Origin of the sequence: Pseudoalteromonas sp. MSK9-3 (assembly GCF_003590335.1) — a bacterium.
In the GTDB taxonomy this organism is placed as follows: Bacteria; Pseudomonadota; Gammaproteobacteria; order Enterobacterales; family Alteromonadaceae; genus Pseudoalteromonas.
Genome location: NZ_MIET01000070.1, coordinates 133,885 through 158,030, shown reverse-complemented (window position 1 = coordinate 158,030; position 24,146 = coordinate 133,885). Strand labels below are relative to the sequence as shown.

Annotated in this window: 21 protein-coding genes; 8 read left to right on the top strand and 13 right to left on the bottom strand. The window is 40.7% G+C overall.

All coding sequences use genetic code 11. The features are described from left to right. Positions 1-55 precede the first annotated feature (55 nt). Positions 56-2,221 (top strand): cation:dicarboxylate symporter family transporter, encoded by a 2,166-nt coding sequence (locus BGP78_RS21365; protein ID WP_259386409.1) that lies wholly within the window; start codon positions 56-58, stop codon positions 2,219-2,221. Here the strand turns inward: BGP78_RS21365 and BGP78_RS21360 are convergent. Next, positions 2,183-2,572, bottom strand: a complete 390-nt coding sequence (locus BGP78_RS21360; RefSeq protein WP_119863288.1) for a DUF1294 domain-containing protein — start codon at positions 2,570-2,572, stop codon at positions 2,183-2,185. The genes BGP78_RS21365 and BGP78_RS21360 overlap by 39 nt on opposite strands. A gap of 86 nt (positions 2,573-2,658) precedes the next feature. On the opposite strand from BGP78_RS21360, the gene BGP78_RS21355 reads away from it, so the two are divergent. Beyond that, complete coding sequence (locus BGP78_RS21355; RefSeq protein WP_119863287.1) at positions 2,659-4,314, top strand: hypothetical protein; 1,656 nt, start codon at positions 2,659-2,661, stop codon at positions 4,312-4,314. Between the two features lie 421 nt (positions 4,315-4,735). Here the strand turns inward: BGP78_RS21355 and BGP78_RS21350 are convergent, their stop codons facing one another. From BGP78_RS21350 to norR, 7 genes are all read right to left on the bottom strand, one after another. Continuing rightward, positions 4,736-8,056 carry a PAS domain-containing hybrid sensor histidine kinase/response regulator gene (locus tag BGP78_RS21350; RefSeq protein WP_119863286.1) on the bottom strand — a complete coding sequence of 1,107 codons (3,321 nt, stop codon included), beginning with the start codon at positions 8,054-8,056 and terminating at the stop codon, positions 4,736-4,738. Continuing rightward, the gene (locus BGP78_RS21345; RefSeq protein ID WP_119863285.1) at positions 8,053-9,303 is read right to left on the bottom strand and encodes an ABC transporter substrate-binding protein; all 1,251 of its coding nucleotides are present in this window, start codon (positions 9,301-9,303) and stop codon (positions 8,053-8,055) included. The genes BGP78_RS21350 and BGP78_RS21345 overlap by 4 nt, the downstream gene beginning before the upstream one ends. A gap of 94 nt (positions 9,304-9,397) precedes the next feature. Further along, positions 9,398-10,246, bottom strand: a complete 849-nt coding sequence (locus tag BGP78_RS21340; protein WP_119863284.1) for an alpha/beta fold hydrolase — start codon at positions 10,244-10,246, stop codon at positions 9,398-9,400. Positions 10,247-10,261: 15 nt separating this feature from the next. Continuing rightward, complete coding sequence (locus BGP78_RS21335; protein WP_119863283.1) at positions 10,262-10,843, bottom strand: TetR/AcrR family transcriptional regulator; 582 nt, start codon at positions 10,841-10,843, stop codon at positions 10,262-10,264. Positions 10,844-11,157: 314 nt separating this feature from the next. Next, entirely contained in the window at positions 11,158-11,643 is a 486-nt protein-coding gene (gene bfr / locus BGP78_RS21330) for a bacterioferritin (protein WP_119863282.1), read from the bottom strand. Between the two features lie 3 nt (positions 11,644-11,646). Further along, positions 11,647-12,117 carry a bacterioferritin gene (gene bfr, locus BGP78_RS21325; protein ID WP_119863281.1) on the bottom strand — a complete coding sequence of 157 codons (471 nt, stop codon included), beginning with the start codon at positions 12,115-12,117 and terminating at the stop codon, positions 11,647-11,649. Positions 12,118-12,355: 238 nt separating this feature from the next. Then, positions 12,356-13,918 carry a nitric oxide reductase transcriptional regulator NorR gene (gene norR / locus BGP78_RS21320; RefSeq protein ID WP_119863280.1) on the bottom strand — a complete coding sequence of 521 codons (1,563 nt, stop codon included), beginning with the start codon at positions 13,916-13,918 and terminating at the stop codon, positions 12,356-12,358. A gap of 160 nt (positions 13,919-14,078) precedes the next feature. Between norR and BGP78_RS21315 the strand changes: the two genes are divergently transcribed. From BGP78_RS21315 to hmpA, 3 genes are read left to right on the top strand one after another with little or no spacing between them, the layout of a single operon-like run. Next, entirely contained in the window at positions 14,079-14,303 is a 225-nt protein-coding gene (locus BGP78_RS21315; RefSeq protein ID WP_119863279.1) for a hypothetical protein, read from the top strand. Next, positions 14,303-15,520: an NnrS family protein gene (locus tag BGP78_RS21310; protein ID WP_119863278.1), complete on the top strand. Its 1,218-nt coding sequence runs from the start codon at positions 14,303-14,305 to the stop codon at positions 15,518-15,520. The genes BGP78_RS21315 and BGP78_RS21310 overlap by 1 nt, the downstream gene beginning before the upstream one ends. Positions 15,521-15,543: 23 nt before the next feature. Then, positions 15,544-16,701, top strand: a complete 1,158-nt coding sequence (gene hmpA / locus BGP78_RS21305) for an NO-inducible flavohemoprotein (RefSeq protein ID WP_119863277.1) — start codon at positions 15,544-15,546, stop codon at positions 16,699-16,701. Positions 16,702-16,987: 286 nt separating this feature from the next. Here the strand turns inward: hmpA and BGP78_RS21300 are convergent, their stop codons facing one another. The 3 genes from BGP78_RS21300 to BGP78_RS21290 form a co-directional block, all read right to left on the bottom strand. Next, positions 16,988-18,220, bottom strand: a complete 1,233-nt coding sequence (locus tag BGP78_RS21300) for a carbohydrate porin (protein WP_119863276.1) — start codon at positions 18,218-18,220, stop codon at positions 16,988-16,990. A 473-nt stretch (positions 18,221-18,693) separates the two neighbouring features. Next, positions 18,694-19,077, bottom strand: coding sequence for a nuclear transport factor 2 family protein (locus BGP78_RS21295; RefSeq protein WP_119863275.1), 384 nt, complete (start codon positions 19,075-19,077; stop codon positions 18,694-18,696). 114 nt (positions 19,078-19,191) lie between these two features. Beyond that, positions 19,192-19,692, bottom strand: a complete 501-nt coding sequence (locus BGP78_RS21290) for a hypothetical protein (protein WP_259386407.1) — start codon at positions 19,690-19,692, stop codon at positions 19,192-19,194. Between the two features lie 146 nt (positions 19,693-19,838). Between BGP78_RS21290 and BGP78_RS21285 the strand changes: the two genes are divergently transcribed. Next, positions 19,839-20,312 carry a low molecular weight protein-tyrosine-phosphatase gene (locus tag BGP78_RS21285; RefSeq protein ID WP_119863274.1) on the top strand — a complete coding sequence of 158 codons (474 nt, stop codon included), beginning with the start codon at positions 19,839-19,841 and terminating at the stop codon, positions 20,310-20,312. A gap of 106 nt (positions 20,313-20,418) precedes the next feature. Here the strand turns inward: BGP78_RS21285 and BGP78_RS21280 are convergent, their stop codons facing one another. Next, positions 20,419-20,961 (bottom strand): nuclear transport factor 2 family protein, encoded by a 543-nt coding sequence (locus tag BGP78_RS21280; RefSeq protein ID WP_119863273.1) that lies wholly within the window; start codon positions 20,959-20,961, stop codon positions 20,419-20,421. A gap of 140 nt (positions 20,962-21,101) precedes the next feature. On the opposite strand from BGP78_RS21280, the gene BGP78_RS21275 reads away from it, so the two are divergent. Together BGP78_RS21275 and BGP78_RS21270 are read left to right on the top strand one after the other, a co-directional pair. Continuing rightward, positions 21,102-21,473, top strand: coding sequence for a helix-turn-helix domain-containing protein (locus tag BGP78_RS21275; protein ID WP_119863355.1), 372 nt, complete (start codon positions 21,102-21,104; stop codon positions 21,471-21,473). Between the two features lie 175 nt (positions 21,474-21,648). Next, entirely contained in the window at positions 21,649-21,978 is a 330-nt protein-coding gene (locus tag BGP78_RS21270) for a hypothetical protein (protein ID WP_119863272.1), read from the top strand. Positions 21,979-22,447: 469 nt separating this feature from the next. Here the strand turns inward: BGP78_RS21270 and BGP78_RS21265 are convergent, their stop codons facing one another. Beyond that, a complete protein-coding gene (locus tag BGP78_RS21265) occupies positions 22,448-23,860 on the bottom strand; it encodes a hypothetical protein (protein ID WP_119863271.1) in 1,413 nt (470 codons plus the stop codon). Positions 23,861-24,146 lie beyond the last annotated feature (286 nt).

Here is a 24,146-nt window from a genome sequence, read left to right as displayed (position 1 = left end):
CGCTCTTTTATTTTTCGATTATGCTTAATAAAGCCACTGTTGAGCGACAGGTATTATGAATTCACTTTTCTTATTTTTAAAAAACCGTAATTGGATGCTTTGGGCCTTAATAGCGGGGGTCGCCACTGGATTGATTTTTGGTGAACGTGTCGCTTTTTTACAGCCCATAGGCAATGGCTTTGTAAAGTTGATGCAAATCACCATATTTCCTTATATTGTTGTGAGTCTCATTGTGGGACTGGGTAAATTCAACCCTGAACAGGTAAAAAGCATCTTGTTTAAAGCTGCGACGGTAATGCTCTGTTTGTGGATTGTCGGCTTAACGGCTATTTGGTGCTTCGCATTAACGTTACCTCAACATGATGCCGGTACATTCTTCTCTCCTGCATTAATCAGCCCAGCTTCTCCCATCAACTTTGCAGAGCAATACATTCCTGCCAACCCATTTGCCTCGTTGGCTGAAGGCAACGTACCTGCAATAGTGATATTTTGTATTGCATTGGGGAGCGCACTCATTGCCAATAAACGCAAGTCCACTGTGCTTGATTTCTTAGAAGTCATTGGCCAAGGCCTTACCGTCATGTCAAAAAAGATCATTGCCATCTTTCCTATTGGTATATTCGCAATGACAGCCAGTACTGCTGGCACTTTAAGCGTAGAGCAACTCAATAATTTACAAGTTTATTGGGTACTAGTGTTGTGCTTGGGACTCTATTTGATGCTCGTGCTTATGCCGATGCTAGTTGCTGCTTTCACGCCCATAAAATATCGCGATTTAATTGGCGTGATGCGAAACGCATGGATCACCGCTTTTAGCACTGGTAACGTTTTCATTGTATTACCCGTCATAACAGAAGGCATTAAAGAGCATTTGCGGCAAACCCAGCAAGCTGATGAACAAGCAGACCACATCGCCGAGGTATTAGTGCCAATTGCCTATACATTTCCAAGCCTTGGGAAACTGACCACGTTGATGTTTGTGATGTTTGCAGCTTGGTTAACAGGTAACCCGGTTACTATTCCAGATATTCCACACGTGACCTTATCAGCCATGTTAAGTTACTTCGCTAATGTGCATATTGCGATCCCATTTTTACTAGATACACTAAAAATCCCAGCAGATAGTTATCAGCTTTATTTATCTATGTCAGTTCTCAGTGCCAAGGTGGTATCCCCTACCACTGTTATTTATATCTTCTCGTTTGTATTTTTAAGCATTTTTTACTGTCGCAAGCAATTACATTTAAAACGGCTTCGTTCAATATATTATGTGGTGTTACTCAGCATATTGTTACCTGGGTTTATGCTTACCAGCTACTCGTTAAACACGTATTTAGCAGGTCATACACAAGCTGCCAATGAAGCGATTGCCAACATGGTTATTGCAGATAAAGTCCCCGCTCATGTCCTTAATCATGTGCCAAAGGCGTATCAAAGTGGCAAATTATCGCTCACAAATATTGAGGTGATACAAAAGCGTAATCTACTGCGAATAGGTTATTTAGTCGATAACGTTCCATTTAGTTATTTTAACCAAAAGAACGAGTTAGTTGGATTTGATATCAGCTTAGCGCACCGACTCGCGGACGATTTACATGTAGAGGTTGAATTCATCCCCTTCAAAAAACATCAATTAAATGAGTATTTAAATAAAGGCTACTTCGACATTGCTATGTCGGGGTTAGAGATCAATGTCGTTGATTTGACCAAAGTGCGCTTTAGTAACCATGTGTTGCAGCTACAACTTGCGTTACTGACGAAAGATCATGAACTCCAACGCTTTAAACATAAAGATGAGATCACCCAACTTGATGATGTCCATTTAGCCCATGTCGAATACGAACCAATCTTAAATAAAGTGACTCAACAGTACCCTAATATTCATTTTTCTCGCCTCAATAACTTACAGCAATACTTTGCAGCACCAGAACGTTTTGATGCCCTCGTGATCAGTGCCGAAGCAGGGTTTGCATGGAGCATGTTTTACCCCGAGTTTGGGGTTGTTGTGCCAGAAGGTGGCGCGACCCAATACCCTGTGGGCTTTGCCATCGCAAAGCGTAACTTAGACTTACTCAGTTACATTAATGCTTGGCTCGATATTCAAAAAGCCAATGGTCAAATAGACAAAGCTTATCGATACTGGATCTTAGGACAAGGCAGTACAAAGAAACAAACCAGATGGTCACTGGTCGATACGTATACTCGCCAAACCACTCAATAACCAATAACTCGCAGTGATTAAAATGGCAGTTTGACATAATAGCGATAAAAGCAGCTTAATGTTAAATTGCCACTTCTTTGACTTATGCTTTAATAACGATTGCGCTGCAAACATACATAAATTTGCAGCAGCGAACGACAACATTAACAATGCTAACTCACTGATCCGTTGCCCTTGCTGGCATGCACGTTTTTTATCTAACCAAAAAAAGCTTACAAAGAGCATATTCGTAATACCCAACAATACCACGCAGTTCAATGCACTCTCTGTATACTCCACACCCAGCAGTATCAACATTAGGGCGTTGAGTAACAAAACAAACTTCCCTAGACCCCGTACACAACGATTCACATATAGCTCCTTTATACATTTTAATATTTTTTTGGTCTAAATCTAGCAATGTATTACCCATCACACCCACTTAGAGAGTAATAAATATGGCAACATTAGCTGGATATTTTTCTTTTGATTCTGCCTTGGCCGATAAAAAAAGTATGGTAAATAAGTTAGTTAGGCATTTTGAATCTTACCCCAGCCAAGATGTGAATAGATTCACGTGTAATCAAGGTGTGATGCTACAGTACGATTTTGACGCCTATAAACAACCTGCGTGGTTGCACAATGATTTGCAAGTTGCAACGCTCATCGGGCACCCGCTCATTACCAGTAATCGCAGTAATGATTTGGCAACCCTAGCATGTAACCTAGATAACCTAGACGATATGTTAATGCGCAGCGATGGTGTATTCAATTATGTGCAATATAACACCGAGCATGAGCAGCTTATATTGGCAACAGATCCCTTAGCTGTTCGCCCATTTTACTACATGCACATAAATAATGGCTTGCTCTTTTCAACCCAACTGGGGCTATTTAAAGAACTCGGGATACATCTCACGCAAAATTGCGCCGCACTGAGTGAACTTGCCACTTTGGGTTACACGTTGCTTGACCATACGCCATACAACGAAGTACACAGAGCATCACCTGCAGAACTGCTCAGCTTTGATAAAAGTGGACCTATCAAACGTAACTATTTAGATTGGCAAGCACTCGCACAGCAAAAATTAGATCTAGGTGATGCCGTCACGGGATTAGACCAAGCATTCAAATCAACCGTCGCCAAAGCTTGTAAAACCGATACAACCTTGCTCAGTACATTATCGGATGGACTCGACAGTCGAGTTATTAATACACAATTATCAAAAATGGGCAAAAAAGTAAAAGCAGTGCATTTAAATCGTGCCCCGAATAAGATTAAAGAACAACTTGTTGAGTTTACGCAGGAGCACGATATTGTATTATCCACACTCAACCCAGAGCATAATCACTTAGACTCTCTTGAAGCAGTGCTATGTGCATTACCAAAGAATCATCCCAAATTTCTGAAAGGGATAAGCAGGCCCTCGCTTGCTTGGGCGGGGCATGGAGGAAACAGCTCTCTTGGGTTGACCAACTATACCGATGAAGTATACCAAGCGGCTAAATCAAACGACTTACAATGCCTCGTTCATAAGTTTTTAGCGCAACAGCAAGGGTACTTACCAAAATCAGTGATAAACCACGCAGCCGAGCTACAAAAAGAGCTGGCAGAAAATCTCTCTAAAGCCATTGGACAGTTTCAATCTTTGGGGTTAGAAAAAGCCATGCAGCTATTTTTGTTGTTGAATGAACAGCACCATCATCTAGATACTATTTTTGAAAATGTAGATCAGTACAAAGTAGAGTACTTTTGCCCCTTCTATTCGCATAGAGTTATCGAAAATGCCCTAGCGCTGCCGGTCGAAAAAGTCCGCAACCACTCCTTTTATCATACTTGGGTAAACTACGCCTACCCACAAATATGTAAATACCCTTGGACCGCTTATCAAGAGCATGAATTTGATAGTTTAGCTACCTCAGAAAAAGATAACGCTCATTTACCGAGAATAAAAATGCGAGGAATAATAGAGCGATGGTTATTAGTAGTGAAAAAAGACAAACAGCAGTTAATTAAGAAACGGCAATTAACCGCACTCTGTCTATTACACATATTTAAGCTAAAAGATGCTTCGACACATTTAAGTGCAGTCGTCCAGTTTACGCGGTGGTAGAAACATTTACTCTAAGGACAGAGTTGCTCCAACAAGCTCCACTTGAAAGCAGCCAACTTCTACTAAAAAACCGCCAGTATAAAAATAGCATGACATTATAATAAGACTTTAATATAAAAACAAAAACTTAAAAACACTATCAACTTCAGCGTCACTAGATAAAGGGCAACTCCCCTAGTCGCGGGTGCTTATGTGCGTAAAACATATGATTTAGTGTGTGGACCAACGAACCGCCGTGACTGTAACACAGGTGCTGAACCTTGCTATGGTAGGACTGTCTATTTACTAATAGATATCACTTTTGTGATTGAAATATAAACATGACATTCAGGCAAAGAAGTCGATTTCTTAGCCTGATTAAATAAAATTAAATGACAGCACGCCATAAAAAACGACAACGACATACCGCTTATGTTACCTATCACTCCTTTTTATTGTGCGGTAACCACGTTAACATTTTTTCGAATAACACTTCTGGTACGATTGGTTTTGCCACATAATCATCCATACCCGCTTCAAGGCACTTATTTTTATCGCCAACCATGGCATTTGCCGTCATGGCAATAATAGGAATTTTTTTATAAAGGGCACCGCCTTTCCCTTGACGAATAGCATGCGTTGCCTCGTAGCCATCCATTTCAGGCATTTGGCAGTCCATAAAAATGACTTTATAAGGTTCTGAATGCTGCGCTTGTTTTAAATAAGAAATGACCTCTTTGCCATTGGCAGCAACATCAATAAACGAAACACCCATTTTCTTAAACATACTGGTTGCCACAATTTGATTCACTTGGTTATCTTCTGCTAGTAATATCCTGACTGATTGACACCATTCTACGTCTTCAATCTCAGCACCCACTTTATTCTTCAGTGTTTTAATATAATGCGTCGTTACTAACGGATCTGCTTTTGCTAACGCTTCACCATTTTCAGCTACAATAGCCAATGCATCAAATAAGTCCGAGGTGGTCGCTGGCTTTGGAAAGTACCCAGCAAAACCCAAATCAGCAAAAAATCGAGCGTCACCTTGATGACCCATAGACGTCATCATCACGAGCTTCATGTTCTTAAATCTTGGATTCGCAACCAGTGCTTTTCCTAGCTGTGCCCCATCCATGCTGGGCATTTGCATATCTAAAAAAGCAATGTCAAAACACGTGTTATGCGCTTCATAATACAATTCACAAATAGCCAGTGCTTGCACCCCAGATCCAGCTTCTGACACCCGAGCGCCCCAATGCTCTAATTGCCCTCGTAGCACTTCTCGGTTTGTGTCATTATCATCAACGATGAGTAAATGTAATTTTGATACATCGACGGTCGGGATCACTTGTAACGACCCCGCGCTTTTTTGCAGTTTAACGGCAAACGTAAATTGACTACCCCGCCCCACATCACTGCTGACCGACACATCTCCGTGCATCAGTTCACACAGTTTTTTCACGATTGCTAACCCAAGCCCTGTTCCACCATACTTTCTGGTGGTAGACGCATCAACTTGTGAAAAAGATTTAAACAACTTCCTTTGCTGAACGTGCGAAATACCAATGCCGGTATCTCTAATATTACATTCAAATAACCAATATTCGTCATCAGAGTCAGATAAACTTGTCTCGATGACCACTTCTCCTTCGCTGGTAAATTTGATGGCATTACTGACTAAATTGGTCAGTATTTGTCTTAGTCGCCCTGGGTCGCCTTTAACTACAGACTCATTAATATTGGTCATATTTAAAACCAATTCAAGCTGTTTATCATGTGCTTGTATTGCCGCAGATTCAGCAAACTCGCCCAACATTCCACGTAAATCGAAATCTAAATACTCAAGTTCTAACTTTCCAGCATCAACTTTAGAGAAATCTAAAATATCATTGATAAGCGTAAGTAACGAGTTCGCACTGCTCATCGCTACACGTGCTCTATGATGCTGCTCCTCGGTTAAATTGCTATTTAGAAGCAAATTAAGCATACCGAGCACCCCATTCATAGGCGTTCGGATCTCATGGCTCATCGAGGCTAAAAATTCACTTTTAGCTATGCTGGCATTTTCAGCCATTGCTTTGGCTTCAATTAATGCCTGTTGAGACTCAATTCGATCACTAATATCTTGTTGAATACCAACAAATGCCGTCAAAGCACCTTCTTCATCAAATACCGGGGAGATCTGCAAGCTATTCCAAAATGCAGTGCCATCAGCCTTATAATTGAGAATTTCTACGCGATGTTTTTTACGCTGTGTAAGCGCATTCCGAATTTCTGCCACCGCGTCTTTTGAGGTTTCTTTTCCTTGCAAAAAGCGGCAGTTTTTTCCTAATACACGTTTGTCGTAACCCGTAATACGAGTAAAAGCACTGTTTATAAATACCAAAGGTTGTTCATCCGTGGTCGCATCTGAAATACAAATACCGACATTGCACGACTCAATCGCTTGTGCCAGTAAATCGTTATGTTCTTTGGCTTTTTTTAGTGCTTCTTGAAACAGTTTTTGTTCTGTAATGTCAGTTAATGACCCTGCCATACGAATTGCCCGCCCAATGTCATCACGCAGTGCGATGCCTTTGGCACGGTAGTGTCTATATTCCCCTGTTGCATGACGTAGTTTATACCCTACATCGTACGGATCACCGTGTTCAATATGCCTATTTAGCTGCTCTAATACTCTGTCTTTATCACTTGGATGCAAATGTGCTTCTAAGCTTGAAAAATCATTCGGAAAGCTCTCAAAATCATCATCGTCATAGCCAAGTAACTGACGGTACCGAGGTGCATAGTACACTTCGCCGGTGATCACGTTCCAATCCCACAACCCGTCATGGCTGCCTTGTACAGCAAGCTTATAGCGGGCTTCATTTTCTGCCGTTTCTTGCTGTGCTTTTTCTAATTGTTTAAAAGGATTGAGGAGCAATTGACGACCAAAGATGAGGAGGAGCCCTGAGGACAGCAATAAGCTGATCACAATCGCCCACCCTATATCGAACATAAATGCCCAAACTTTTTTATCAATAGTACTTACACGGGAAAAATATTCAAATTCAATGCCAGTTTCACCAATTGCCTGTAAGCCAGTACTGATATATTCCTGTCCACTTTCCATATTTGAAAATGACACCCATGGGCCTTCTATACTGATCGCATGTGTTTTGTTGCCTAATGCAATCGACAACATTTCATGTAAACTTGTTTGAAACTCAACAAGTAACGCCCCTTCGGTAAACCCATTATATTGGACTGGGACCAATACTTTAAAAAAGTAGCTTTGCTGCGTTTTATCAAGCACAATGGCATGGCCAATTCGTTCATCCAAGACTTGAGCCAGCCACTGTACTTCGTGAGTAAATGGCTCCATCTGCTTCGGCCTATTACTGTATACCACATCACCAAGAATATTGATCAGCCGAATAGATTCTTGCTCCCCAAGAATTTTATACCCGTCTAAAAAATCAGACAACGAAGCCTTAGATAAATCGGTGCCCATGACCCCATTTGTCAATATGGGATGACGCGCTAAGTCTTGCAAGATTTGTTGGCGGGTTTCTAAAAACTGCCTCAAATAGCTTGCGGCTAACTCCGCCTCTACTTTACTGGATTGTTGTTGTAATGCCCTTACGGTATCGTCAGCCCGACTTCCCACCAATAAAATGCTCACAATAAGAGAGAGCAGCAAACTCGATGCTAAAAACGCATAGAAGGCTTTATCGGAACTTAATTTGAGTTTCTCTTGAATCTCATTGTGTATTTTCATTGCGACTCTTGCATTTCATTTGGTAAGACATCAACCCCACCTGATTTATCAAAGCTAGCCATACAAATATTACGAAGACCAAGCGCTTCGTGAGCATCAGGGTTAGTATCGCTCCATTGAGAAAACGGTTGTTTGTACGTTTTAATTAATCCGCTGACTGGCTGTTGCAGGTTTTCTAACGCCGCTTTTAGGCGCTTGCGATCTTGTTTAACATTACCGGTTAATGGCGTCTGCTTCAGAGCTGCAAGTAATATTTTCCCAAAATCATAACTATGTATAAACCCAGCGGGCGCGCTTAGTGTTTTTAAGTCTGAGGCTTGGTCAGGGAATAATGCTTTAGCTTCTTTAATTGCGTACTTTGCTTCATCCGTTAATGGTTGATGCTTGAATGAAAAACAGCTTTGTATAAAGTTTAGCGAAACATGAGACTCAAGTTGACTCTTAACCTCATGATAGAAGTTACCACCTGTGATCCCCCAATGACTGACAAACGGCAGCCGAAGATTGGCAGGCAGACTTGCCATCGCCTTAACAAAGTATTGTCCTTCAAGCGCATTGCCAACAAACAAAATACAATCCGCTGAGGAATTAACAATGTCTCTTAAAATAATCTTGCTACGATTTAACTGTGTATTCCAATTAAACCAGGTAACTTTTAACGCTTCTTCTTTTATAGCCTTACCAGCCAACGCTTTGCGCATTGTCTTTTCATTTGACTCACCCCATGGCGTGCGTTCTAGTAACATATGGGGAGCTTTGCAAGCCAAATCGTTCACTGCAAAGTTCGCCATTTTATAGCCCGCCTTCGTGTCATCAATCGATACACGAAATACCCAATTACTCTCACTTGGGTAACGGGTAACTGGGCCACCCGCAGCCCAAGGCACCAATAATAAGATTTCATTTTCATTAATATAAGTGCGATTCTTTATGTAAGGAGGCGAATGTAAGCCGCCCAACATCAACAATGCCTCAGGGTCTTTCAAAAACTGCCGCATATGCAACAAGCTGCGGTTGCTATTACCTCTATGGTCTTTTTCAACAAATTCAATCTCAAACCCTTGTACCTGATGGCCTACCCGGGCAAGCGCTGTCATAAAGCCCATTTTCATTGCCAGTGCTGACTCTTTATGGTTAGAGTAATCTGAGTCATGATATATTCTTATTGTTTTTTTCGTGTCTGCCAAACCAAAATGAGAACTAAGTAGCAGTGTCAATAATACCAGCCACAGCGTTGATTTTTTCATTCATAGTCCATAGTTAGCTATATATTTTCAATACTTAAAAATAGCTTATTTCCGTCAAATTGTAGAGCCTATAAAGTAAATTAATTTGTGTTAGTTAATGAGACACTAGTTGTGTTGCCACCAGCTCAAATACCTGCGACGACTTAAGTATTCGCCCATGGCCTAAACCTTCTGTGGATAATATATCAACATGTTCATGCAACTGGGCCTGCTGAAGTGCTAATTTATGCTCCGCAAATTTGTCTTCTTTATCATGAATAATACTGATTTTTTCATGTTTACCCACATGCTGCTCTGGTAGTAACGCAGTAAATTCCATGTTATGTTCATGTTCTATTGCGGCTAAAACCCCAGAAAATAAAGACTCAGGTAAACCTGTCGATAAAATTCTGGATTTAAATCCAGTATAAAAATCAAAGGGTGGCGCGATTAATATATGTTGCGTTGTATAAGCCCCAATATTTAAAGCTGCAATACTTCCCATTGAATGGCTAACAATCGCTTTAATTGGTTCATGCAATGAAGAGGACACAACATCCAATGCTCGAATAAATTTTGGTAAGTTGGCTTGCTCGCCTGCACTTTTACCGTGCCCATAATGATCAAATGCCACCACTTTAAAACCAAGCTGCGCAATATGATCCATCAGTGGGTAAAATTGACTGGCACTGCCAGACCAGCCATGTGTAAACAACACAGTAGGCCCTTCACCTGTGCTAATAACATGTATTCTTCCCAGCGAACTTTCTACTGTTGCAGACTTAAAATGCGAGGGGACTGGTTGCGTGCTATTGTGACGAACAGGTGTCATCAGCACTCTTTGAGTATATTTGTGTGCAATTTTTGGTGCAATTTTATTGGCTAATTTAGATATAGCACGAACCGTATAAAACCTGACGCTGCGACCACTATCACGCTCTGAAAAATATATTTTACTACTCATTACTGACTCTTCTCGTTAATTATGTTGATGGCGACTAATTAGTGATTTTAAAGCTAATTTAAAACGTGAATGCTGAGCATCTTCAAAGCCAACCCAAGCCATATGCTCAGAGCCTAAATATAAAGAGTACAATTCAAAAACAATTTGCTTCGCATCCCCACGCATCGACCCCTCATCAATCGCCTGCTCTACCATTCCAGTTAAGTACGCTAACCACTTCTGAAGGCGTTTTTTCACTAAGTCTCTAACCACTCCGGGTTGATCATCAAACTCCACGGATGCCGCAACAAAAATGCAACTATTACCCTGTGACTGGTACCAATCAAGCCAACACTCTATCGTTAGCAGTAATTTATCTAAAGCTGGCTTTACCTGATTGGTCGGCACAATTACAGATTCAATAAAAATCGTTTGTGCATACTCAAGTACCTCTAATTGCAAGTTTTCTTTTGAATTAAAATGACCAAATAGGCCTGACTTTGACATACCTGTTACGGTTGCAAGTCCGCCAATGGTTAAGTCATTTAAACTGGTTGCTGTCGCCACATTGAGTGCCGTCGCTAGAATTTGTTGCTTTGTATGTTTGCCTTTATTCATGCCACCCACTAAAAAGTACGAACGTTCGTTTTCATAATAGCGTTACATACACAAATTACAACCTTTATTGCTCACAGTCGTAGTCAGGTACAAACCCAAAATCGTCGCAGTATAACGAGGCAAGTGAGTTAATATATAAACGTAACGAAGTGATGCAGGTGTCAACGAGAGGAAACGAAATCAAACCTGAACAGGTAAACATTGAAAAACGCCGATAGATTATAACTCTGAGGTAATTGCGCTTAGCTAAATTTCAAGGTTGCAAAAAAGAAAAAGGCTGCAGATGCAGCCTTTTAAACAAATATTAATTAACACTAAGTAGCAGCGTCACCATTCATCTGGCTTTGAATGTAGTTTTGCAAACCAATGAGCTTAATAAGCCCTAAGTGCTGCTCTAACCAATAAATATGATCTGTTTCCGTGTCATCAAGCAAGGTCTCTAAAATCTCGCGTGTGACATAATCTTTTTCCTTCTCGCACTCAGTGATAAGATTCACTAAGCTAGCAGCTACGGTCATTTCCGCTGCTAAATCGTTTTCGAGCATTTGCTGTACATTGTCGCCAACGTGAATGGCTTCACGCGAAGCCGTATCGGGCTGGCCTTCCAAAAACAGGATACGCTCTATAATCGCTTTTGCATGATCAAGCTCTTCATCAAATTCATGAGCTAGTTTTTGGCCCAGCTTTTCAAGGCCCCAATCTTCATAAATTTTCGAATGTGCTAAATACTGATCCATTGAGGTTAACTCTAAGGTCAGCTGCTTATTCAATAGGTCAATAATCTTTTTACTGCCTTGCATACGTTACTCCTCAATTTGTGATTGTAGGTAGTTCTCAATACCTGTATTTTTAATCAAGAACTGTTGTGTCTCTAACCAATCGACATACTCTTCTTCATACTCAAGTAGGTCTTCCAATAAATCTCGGCTAATAAAGTCTTGCTCAGCTTCGCATAGCGCAATGGCATCTTTCAGCGCAGGCACTTGCTCTAACTCAAATGCCATATCACACGCCAGCATTTCTTCAGTATGCTCACCTATACGCAGCTTTTCTAAATGCTGTAGATTCGGCAGACCTTCCAGAAATAAAATTCGTTCAATCAGTTCATCAGCCTGCTTCATGTCTTTAATCGATTTTTTATAGGCCTTTTCATTTAGTTCTTCTAGGCCCCAGTTCTTATACATACGAGCATGAAGAAAATACTGATTAATCGAAGTCAGTTCAAACGTCAGCATTTGGTTTAATACTGAAAGGACTTTCTTGTTACCCTGCATAGGGCCCCCTAGTTAAAAGTTACTTGCCCTCTAACCCTAGTCCAAAATATGCACGAATCAAGATAATTTAAAACTAATAATTTTTTTAATATATCCTTTTAAAATAAACAACTTATAACATTATTGAGACTTATTTTCATTGCTAATACGAGTACTAATACCAATACCTTTTTCGTAATGTTTTATGTCTTCGATAGATCACCACCAAAAATATAAAAAGCCGATATAATTCAGCACGTTATAATTTTTTAGTGATTTCTATACCCAAACGCTTAGCCAACCGAACAAGGTTTGCTCTATCCATTTGCAATGCCCGCGCTGTCGCTGCCCAATTCAGTTGGTGCTTTTTAAGCATTTCAATAATGTGTAACTTTTGAAAATTATCAACTAATTCTTTAAAAGGGACATCATAGTCATTCATCACTTGAGTCGAAGCTTTTGGGGTTATCGTCTCATATTCTTGGTTTAGCTCACTATGTTCCAATTCAATTCTAACAATCTGTTGTTGCCACTGCGCCTGCTTTGCTTTGAGCGCACTGCGGCTGATCACATGCTCTAGTTCTCGAATGTTACCTGGCCAATCGTACCCACATAGCGTCTCTTGTAATTGCGTGCTCAAAGTAAGCTGTGTGATCCCTAACTTTTTCCGTACTTGCTCAATAAAAAAGCCTGCTAAAAGGGGAATATCATGGTGTCTGGCTCTTAACGGAGGCACTATTAGAGGGTACACACTTAGCCTATGATACAAATCAGCACGAAACCGGCCAGCTTCAACCTCAGCTTTTAGATCCCGATTTGTGGCGGCTACAATACGTACGTTTACCTGCTGAGTTCTATCAGCGCCTACCGGTTGAATTTCTCCACTTTGTAGCACCCGTAATAATTTACTTTGAATATGTAATGGCAGCTCTCCTATTTCATCAAGAAACAAAGTGCCTCCATCGGCCAGTAAAAATTTACCATCTCGGTGTTTGTCAGCGCCGGTAAATGATCCCTTACGGTGGCCAAAAAACTCACTTTCAGCCAAGTTTTCCGGTAGCGATGCACAATTAACCTGTACAAATACTTGTTTTGCGCGGCGCGAAGCGCCGTGAATATTGCGCGCAACTAACTCCTTCCCCGTCCCGGTTTCTCCTAATACTAATACGGTAAAATCAGAGCTTGCAACTAGCTCAATATCACTTTTGAGCGAGACCATAAGTGCACTGTCACCAATCATTTCATGGCTTGTTTGACTTAGCTCTGAAACTAAAGCATCGCCATGGCGGGCCTTACGCAGTAACTTTTCACAATTAAGTGCCACAGTTAAATGCTCAGCAAAAATATCGTTAATGGTTTGCAAAAATGGCATGGAGTATTGCTTAAATATACCAGGAGTTAAGCTATCTAACGTTAACACGCCTTGCAGCTCTTGCTGATGATACAGAGGTATTCCCATACAAGCATGCACGGGAATATCGCCTTCTTGTGCTAACAATAAACCGTCATATGGATCCGGCAAAGTGCTATGTTCATCAAAAATAACCGGCGTATTGCTCTCACTTATTGCAAATAAGCGAGGATGATCGTTTATCACAAAACGCCTACCAAAAGCCTCTCGAGTCAACCCTTCTATGGCAACTGGCACCAGAGCCCCATTTTGGTGCAGCAACAGCGCAACGGCATCGGCACTCACGCATGTTTTCAGAGCTTGTACTGCTCCACTGTAAAACTGATTCAAGTTTTGCTCTGTATGCTTTGGCAGCGCTTTAGTTAACAAGGCGCTAAACGTTAAAAGTTGAGAGAGTGCTCTTTGATCCATGTCAAATTGACCTTTATGTTGTTTTATATCACACAAATAGTAGGTCAAAATGACTTTCAATGTAAATAGATAAAACCCAAGCAGCTGATTAAATTGATATTTTTATTTGGCACAGCATCTGCAATAAGAGAATTAACCTACTCATAGCCTGGTGACTATTATGACCTTATCGCATCAACACTTACGTTATTCAAATACTGCACTTGCAACCTTTTTATTCCTTTTTATTGTCAGCGTGCTTATGAGCTATCCACTGGCGCATCACCTGACTTTACCAGCACAAGTCGTCAGCCATATCAGTAGCATTGTACTCGCAGGACTATTCAAGTTGAGTTATGTGCTGCGCTGTGTTTGCCAATATCAGCTCAATATGGAGGTGCGTTAATGAGGCCATTGAACCTAGAAGAGCCGATTTTGACACACTACAAATGGTATCAAATCGCGCAGTGGCCTGTATTTATGATGCCATTCAGACCCTTTTTCTTACTCGCCAGCATCTGGAGTGTCATCGCTATAAGTGTTTGGGTTATGGTCCTAAGCGGCGACTTTCAATGGCAAACAACTCTCCCTGCTACGCTATGGCATGCCCATGAAATGATATTCGCCTTTGCAGGCGCTATCGCTGTCGGCTTTTTACTCACAGCGGCACAAACCTGGACCAATATCCCCACGCTGTCTGGTGCAAAACTAATGGCATTGGTGTTTATTTGGGCTGCAACTCGCCTTATTTTTATTTTGTATCCTCACCTTCTACCCCTTGTCATCCTCGGGCAATTGGCTTTTTGGCTGAGTGCTATCGTGTGCTTAAGCAACATGCTGTTCGGTGCAAAATCAAAGAATAATTACCCATTTATCGCAGTCTTAACCGCTTTGTGTGTTTTTAACGTGCTGTTTTTACTACTTAGTGCTCAAGGCAACTTTGCGAGTGCACGCACCTTTAGCCAACTTGCCGTGCTTGGATTTATGTTATTGATTGGAATGGTTGGTGGTCGAGTTATTCCCTTTTTTACCGCCAGAGGGCTCAAACTAGACCATCAGGTACGCACACCTCGTCTCGATAAAGCGCTACGCGTTGTTAGCGTGTTGGGTATGTGTGGGTTTGCATTGAGTCAATTATTCAGTGTGGCCCTCAATCCAGGCTACCTTATCGTGCTTGGAGCTACAATTCATTTGCTACGCAGTGGACTGTGGTTCAACCCAGATATACGCTATGTCCCCCTGCTCTGGTCTTTACATCTAGGCTACCTACTCGCTGCTATCGGGTTATTGCTCTGCGGGCTCAGCTTTTTCATTGCCATTATACGTTTTACAGATGCGCTTCACCTCATTACGTTAGGCGGAATTGGCTTAACTATTTTAGCCATGATCGCGCGCGTTTCACTGGGTCATACAGGTCGAGCACTGAATGCCGGCCACACTATGTCTGTCGCCTTCATGTTACTTGCTTGTGGTGCAGTGATACGTGCTTTGTTACCGCATTTTATTGGCCCACATCTAGCGTGGTTCAGCAGCGCAGTACTATGGGCTGCTGCCTTTACCCTATTCAGTCTTTCTTATTTTAACGTCTTAACACAAAAACGTGTTGACGGACGTCGTGGTTAACTTATTTCCAATTGGAGAACTCAATGCTATCAAACAACACCATTGCCCTTGTCAAAAGTACAATTCCTTTACTCTCTAACGCAGGCACTGCTGTCACCGCACATTTTTATGACCGCATGTTTACACATAACCCTGAGCTTAAAGATATTTTTAACATGAGTAATCAACAAAGTGGAAAACAGCACTTTGCTTTATTCAACGCTTTGGCAGCCTATGCAACACATATAGACAACTTACCTGTGCTTGCTGCTGCCGTTGAACGGATCAATCATAAACATGCCAGTTTAAACATTCAGCCACACCACTATGACATTGTGGGAACACACCTTATTGAAACTCTGAAAGAGTTAGCACCGACTGAGTTTACTCCTGATATAGAGCAAGCTTGGCGTGACGCTTATGCATTGCTAGCAGATGTATTTATTACACAAGAAGAAGGCATTTATAAAACCACAGAGAGTAAACAAGGTGGCTGGCGTAATACTAGAACATTCGTTATTAATGAGATTGTCCAAGAGTCGGTCAAAGTAAAGAGCTTTTACTTGCGTTCAGCCGACAATAAACCTGTGGTTGGCTTTCAAGCTGGGCAATACATTAGCGTACATGTTAAACCCAAAGGATGCGACAATACCCAAATACGTCAATATTCACTCTCTGGCGTTCAGCAAGATAAGGGCTATCGCATAAGCGTAAAAAAACAAGGCTTGGTCTCTGGGCATATGCACAGCTTAAACGTTGGAGATGTCGTAGAGCTGAGCCCCCCAGCTGGTGATTTTATGCTGCAACAAAGCAACTCACCTAAAGTGCTCATCAGTGCCGGTGTCGGCATTACACCAATGATGGCTATGCTAGAGTCTATTGCAGCGTCAAAACCGGACGTAAAAACGCAGTTTCTCCACGCGTGTATCGATAGTACCGAGCACAGCTTTGCAAACCGCGTTAATGCGCTTACAAACAGCACCCCCAATATTCAAGCAGACATATGGTACGAACAAGGTCCAAGTCAATATCATCAGGGCCGTATTGATTTAACCCCGCTCACACTACCTCTCACTAATGGAGAGTTTTATTTATGCGGCCCAACCCCCTTTATGGCGGCAATGAAAGCGCAGTTACTGTCGCTGGGTGTTGCACCAGCCCGCATTTTATATGAAGTATTTGGGCCACATGAGTCTTTATAAACTATTTAACCTCAGCTCTGGATAAGCGAATTTGCCCAATAAAGCTATTTTTCTCACTCTCGGCGTTGCTTTCATTTGTAATAGCCCGCTATTACTGCATAAAAGCACCTTGATAATGAGCAAAATATCATCATTGGATTATGGTTAAGTTTTTTTCAAAACATTTTCTATTCCAAAACCCTTATCCAAACCTGAGGTTATTGAGTTAATATCACCCGAAAACGACAAAAGCCGCTTCATTAATCTAAAGCGGCTTTCTATTTCTACAAGTTATGCACAATGCTGACTAAAAATAATAGCCAACATTAATATTAAAACGCCGCTCAAAATCATCACTGTTACCAGCTATTGAGCCACCAACAAATGGTTGGTTTTTCGCATGGACTAAATCAATATACGCAAACACCGCGCCCGCAGATACCGAAGCACCCGTTATATTCATCCACGTATTACTGGTCTCATCGACCTTATCGTAAACAATACCAAAATCATTATACAAATTAAGCTCGGTGATCGGCCCAATATTCACTTTAAGATCATATGCAACACCAAAATTTGTAGACGATGCACCAGCAGCAATGGTGTCATACATAGCATTGGCACCAATGGCAATTTGCTGCACATCACCTAATTGATATTCATATTGTGTGTGCTGAAAATGCAAGTGCCATTGCTTAATTTGACTCGATATATGTACCGCCCAAGCCTTATAATTGCCTTCACTGGTTACCCCATTATGCAAACCACCGTGCAGCAGTGAAAATCCGACTTGCGTATTACTCAATTGATGATCAAACTGGTAGGCATAGCGCCCAACAAAGGTATTATATTCCGCTAGTTTTTGGTTTGGCGCATCAAACAATCCCTCATTTTGTGAACGAACGCCGACTATGTCGACTGAATATCTGTCTTCTCTGTCTTGTGCGCCACCATCGATGCCCCCGTGGTCATCATTTTTGAAAAAACCAAGATCAAGACGCCAGTTATCATGCAGTTGTCTATTAAATACCAGCCCTAAATCATAATCCTCTTCAAGACCGACAAAATAATTAGGACTCATAAAATAAGAATGTGAGCCATGTGGCGTGTTACCAAATGGCACAGGTGCTAGCCCAAGTTGAGCTTCCCAGTTTGACGCAAATTCATGATCAATATAGGCATATTTAACAACACGCATATAATCTAAAAAGCGAATTTCAGCATTAATACCAATGTCCGCCACATCACCAGAAAAATTAAAGCGCACCAAATCAAAGTCAATATCCCCTCCTCGATTTTCAGCGTCCTCATCATAAGAAGTCATACTGTAATTAAACCGTATCGCTCCTCCAACCTTTACTCCTTGTGACCTTGCTTCATCTAAGCCCGTTCTACCTTTTTCGATATCAGAAACTTGCTTCTCTAGCTGAGCAATTTGTTGTTTAAGCACATCAAGCTCAGTTGAGGCAGCAAAAGCAGTCGATGAAGTGAGAAAAGACGCGCCAATTAATTTAACTATATAACCTGTACTGCGTGACATTAAATTGAATTTCCAGAGGGTAAAAAACAAAAAGGAGCGCAAGATTAGCTTACAAAGACACTCGGTACAAATGAGTACATTTTGCATATTTTCGATGCTTGTAATAGAACTGTTTATGTAAGTTTCAAGGAGATTAAACTTGTGATTATATTGCAGTTATTCTGTAAGTTAGCGTTCATTACACACGCTATTTTACAGCCATTATTAAGCTATAAAATGATGAGAGATCAGCGGTATAAGCCCCCCCCTGTTAATGTACTGTACAGTAGTCGTTAAATGCGGTGAAAAGTATAAACAAAAAACATAACATTACCGATTTTTTTCTTTTTAAAGTTTAACTGCTCAAAAGCTAAACACCGAGCAGTTAAAATATGAAATATGGGCTGTTTGCCTGTAAACCAAGCGAGAAAAAGCAAACAGCGTTGTCAGCTCATATCGCATAGACATAACTTCTCCGTAGGCGAAGATATGTTTTACATAAAGACCACGCGCTTTATCAAGCCATCAATCACTTCATAAGATGCAATAACGCGTATGCTGCGGTCAACTACCTTAGGATCTTCACTGCACGATTCAGCCAACTCATGATCAACCAATATGTTGTTATTTACGATACGGGTTAGCGACACTGCATGTAAACGTTTTAAACTGGCAAACTTAGGCCCATACGTGGTTATTAATGTCTCTTTACCTTTAAAGCGCAAACCACCAGGGAATTCATGAATTTCAACATCATCATGATAGGTCGCAGCAAATGCTTCAATATCTCGATTATTATAAGCTTCTAGTTGACGGTCAACCACTTTCTGGGTAGCTACTTCTATATCAGACAACTGTATTTCGTTGTTATTACTCATGGTTTACTCTTCATTTTAATAAGTCGCTTAAGTCTACCATCATCCGAACCCATTACAGGCCCAGTTTGCACAAAATATAAGTGACGTTCTAACGTTAACAATTCACGATCTACATTATTCTCCAAGCCACACGAGTTTAGCCTGATCTATTATTACTTTGTACTGCTGCTCAGTGATTTTTCCACTGGCCAAGTCATCTTCAGCAGACCAAGCAATCTTCGTATAATCGTTTTCTATACTTGCTAAAATATAACCTAACTTTCTTTCGGTTATGTTTCCTTCATGAAACTGAGCCATCGCCCTCTTTCTATTCCATGAAAGACCTTCAGGCAATTGAGGGAGAGAAAAGTCCAGCGTTAATAATCGTGGCTCATCGATTGTGAACCCTTTTGCCAAAGCGCTTTTTGCACACTCATAAAGCATGTAATCAATAGAGTCATCTAAGCCATAAAAATGCCAATCAAACCCAGCGACACATTCACCAACAACCACACCATTTTCATCACTAATATTAAGCGTTCTTTGCGCACACCCAGATAGTAAAGCAGATACAACAATAACCTTAATTAACGAAAGCTTCATCCCTTCACCAATAAGCACCATTAATAAAAACAAAAAGATACCACAAAAAAAACATAGTGCAGGAAAGATTTATTGTTAGTTCACGCTAAATCACCCACCAAAGCGTTTAATAAAATAGACTATTCTTACTTCACAAATTCGTGTACTTTTATGCTATCTAGAACTGACGAAATAACCATATGACTGACAAGAACAATCCCTCCAGCATACTTATTGTCTGTATGGGCAATATTTGTCGCTCTCCAACAGGTGAAGCTGTATTAAAAGGCATGGCCCGAGATGCAGGGCTTAGCCTAGATATCGACTCAGCTGGCACCATTGCTTATCATCAAGGCAATCCACCAGATAAAAGAAGTCGCGCCGCGGGAGAGATACGGGGCTATGATTTTAGTCATATGCGCGCTCGCCAAGTTCGGCAGCAAGATTTTACTGATTTTGACTTAATATTAGCGGCAGACAAAGTAAACCTCAGTGACCTCCTTGCACTATGCCCCGCGCAACATAAGCACAAAGTAAAATTATTTCTAAGCTATGGCGAGCAATCAGTCGACGAAATACCAGATCCATATTACGGTGAAGGTGATGGCTTTGAGATCGTACTCGACCTCATTGAAAATGCGGCAAAAAATATCATAAAAGAGCTTGCTCAATAAACGCGTCAATGTGTTGCCAAAATGCACGCATGCCAGAGTGATGGGCGAATTTTATGTATGTATATTAGAGTGCTACATTTGATATCGGTTACGTTGATATATTAATTCAGAAAACACCGTTTGAATTAACAATGTCTCCCCCACTAAAAAGTGCATAAACTCGCATTGATAAATCTAGTGCTTGGATCGCGTCCCAATGTTCAACAATTTTTCCTTCTTCCAGTCTCCATGTGTCGATGATATTCATTCCTTTTTGGTCGTTTCCTCTATCTTCTTTATTTAAAGTAACGTGAGAATGAAAAACCACATAATTTCCGTCAACATACACATGTTTAACGTCATAACCATATTCAGGGTAGTCCTCTACAAACTCTTTCATAAAACTCACTAACCCAGTCACTTTATCAGGCAAGTTTCTATTATGCTGTATGTAATCGCTATTATTATACTGCTTAATGATGTAATCGAAATTATGGTTATTCATAAGGTTTTGAACAAAGTCAGCAATGAGCTTGGCATTCGCAACTTCTTGCTCCGTCCAATTTGGCTTCTCGAATGTGGATAGTTCAACCTCCAACCTTTTTGAGTCCTGGCTATATGCCACACTGCTTGTAAGGACAAAAATAAAAGAGATAAGTAATTTTAACATAGGTAGCTCCAATGGCTGTTTGCCACTTCATAGTATATATTAGTAACTATAGTAATTAATGGTAACTTAAGTTACAAGAAGGCACCAAAAGCTACCCAAGGCAGCCTTTGGTAACCAAGGTGCAAAATGAGAATCAAAATATGAATTCAGGTAAACGTGTTTTTCACAATAATGAGGATTGCCCTGTACGCAATGTGGTAGCGCAAATCGGTGATAAGTGGTCGTTGTTGATTCTATCCGCACTTGTTGATGGCCCCGAGCGATTTAATGCGCTGAAATCTAGAATAGAAGGGATCTCTCAACGTATGTTAACCCAAACCCTACGAGACTTAGAACGAGAGGGTTACATTAGCAGAACCGTTTACCCTGAAGTACCTGTTCGGGTTGAATATGCTTTAACAGAACTGGGAAAAGGTATTGTAAAGCCTTTATATGAGCTGGTTCTTTGGGCTGATAAGCACCAACCCACGATCGAACGTGCTAGAAAAACATATGACAAGCACAAAAAATAGCTTGACGATAATTAACCAGTGAGAGGGGGATTTACACCCATAATACAAGTGCTATTAAACAATGTTTAAAATAATCGCCCAAGAATTAAGATGTTATACCATAATGTTTTTATTGACTTTTTCTATATTTGCATAAGGCTATAGTGATACTTAATAAACAAAGAGGGAAAACACTATGAAAAGGGCTTTATTACTTTCAACGTTATTTTTAGCTGGCACAGTTATAGCTGGTGAGCATAAGGAACATGATGACCATAAGCATGACCATAACGCAAAGTGTGGTCATGCAGCAGAGTGGCACAAAGATCACTTTGACTATAACCACGATAACCATGATCATCATATGCATGCAGGACATACTCACGAAGCACTGGTCAGTGTACATAATAAGCACAAACATGCTCATAGCTTAAAGTGTGATCATAAACAACGTGTTGAAAATGGACGTGTTGAATATAACCATGATGGGCATTGGCATCACCAACATGGCCAGCATTTCCATTAATCACATGGTGAATAGTGTAAACTTTACAGCCTTAACTTTATCTGCTTGATATTATTTGAGTCGGTCCTAAACCCTGCGTTAATTGCCTAAGCGACAACCTTAATCAGCTAAGCCAATTAACTCAGGGCCTAACTTCATTTTTTCGAAAAATGATAACTTTCAAAGCCGATGAAACTATGAAGAAGTGAGATCCTTAATGGCCATCTTCACTATGGAAGTATTCCCGAGTTAAATTCAAAGTCCGCAGAAATACTATATATATCAAGGAAGCGACTAGTGCAAAAAACTTTGGCAATTCCGAATAACGTAAAACTCAGCCGTAAAAAGGTAAACTCAGTATATGGTAAGAAGCTAAAACAATGTACTGCAAGCGTGATACCATTGGTAAAAAATACGTTAGAGTTATCAGCTATAACGTATTTTGACCCTGTAATAAAATCTCAATAATGCTGTACAGCAAATACGGTAATTATTCTGCTACTTTTATCCACTTTAAATAATTATTGTAGATATGACTGACCTTCATCGTTGAATCCCCTTTGCTGATCCCATGACAAGCAAAGCAGTTTTCTGCTTTTACTTGTGGCTGTGGGCCCGTTGTTGAACTGAACGTTTGCGTATAGGTTTCCATGGTCATATTGGCAGCAGCTAACGAGCCTCGGAGTGATTTATTAGCATTACTTCCGACAATATCACCGCTTATCCCTTCAGAAAAATTATAGCCCTGTGTACTAAGCCAAACAGAACCAGCATAGAAGTAGTTGCTCCAAACAGAGTTGGACTGCAATAACTTGTTCTTCACCGCACTATTTAACTGGGCAATGTTATTAAAGTTTTTCTCATCTCGTTGCTGTTGCTCTACGGGAGCGCCCAATTTATTATCAGTGCTATTTGTATAAGGAAAGCCATTGGGAACGCCATACTGATACAAGCGGAATGAGTTGGTATACTTCTCACTGGCTGGGTAACTTAAATGGGCACTTTTAACTTGTGTATCACCACGATAAAGTAAGTAATCATCTTTACTACTCACAATTTTATCTTGTTCTAAATATGCGTTACTTTTTTTAAATTCATCACCCGATACATAATAATCTGGCGCAGTAAGCGCATGTTCAAATGTCGCCCAAATGAACTCGGGGTGGTTTTCCACGATTCCTACAACATGCATCCCAATCATGGCTACATCGGTAGGGTCGCTGTATTTGTTATCCGACTTATAAATTGCTTTGCGAATATAAAACTGCTGAGATAAATCAACACCTTTATATACCTCTTGCAAATCTGTTACATCCATCCATGCAACTTTGAGTTCAACCGAACCAACTGAAAATTCAACATTGGGATCAGCTTTTGGATTTGACATGGCTGATTGCATATAAGTGTCGTTTACATGAATAGAAAAGTGCACAGGTAAACCACTATACTTACTATAAATAATAGGATCGCCAAACCCTGCTTGATTAAAGTCTTCAAGTATCAGATGCTTTGAGGGCATTAAACCGGTAGGGTTTAGTAGGTCATTCCACGGCTCAAAATAAGGCTTTAATGCATTATCTACTTGCCAAAATCCGGGACCAAACATGAATAGCTCACCGGGCGCTTTAGCCGCCTGAGTTAAGTATAAAAACTTATTCCAAGACCACTGATGAAAGTCACAATTGGTTGAATTGTCTTTACCATTAACAAAAGCAAACGGACTGTCAGGGCCTTCTTTGGGGTTAGGTACACTTGGCGCAAACCAAGGTGCTTCAACATCACACTCTGGTGATGAATATGCACTAACTGACGGTGTAAATGACGCAAGCATTGCAGACCCAAACACTACGCCTAATACTTGCATTCTATGCCAAGCGGGTATCGTAAATTTTGACGGTAACATGTTACATTCCTTATTATATGAATCACCTGAACTATAGAGGTTAATACCCGCACTCGTATATTACAGAGCGTTACAGCTATGCTTCTACAACTTCTATAAGTGCACCACATAACACTTCACTATAACGTGAGACAACTTAAACTGGATGGGTTTTCAAAGGGTGTTACGTGACATGAATAATTTCAGCTCTATGGAGAACATATTAAAAAGGCGCTGATTTTAGTCTAAAAACCGCCTTCTAAAACGGATGTTAAAAGCGTAGATTTAACTTTGCCTTGTATTACGA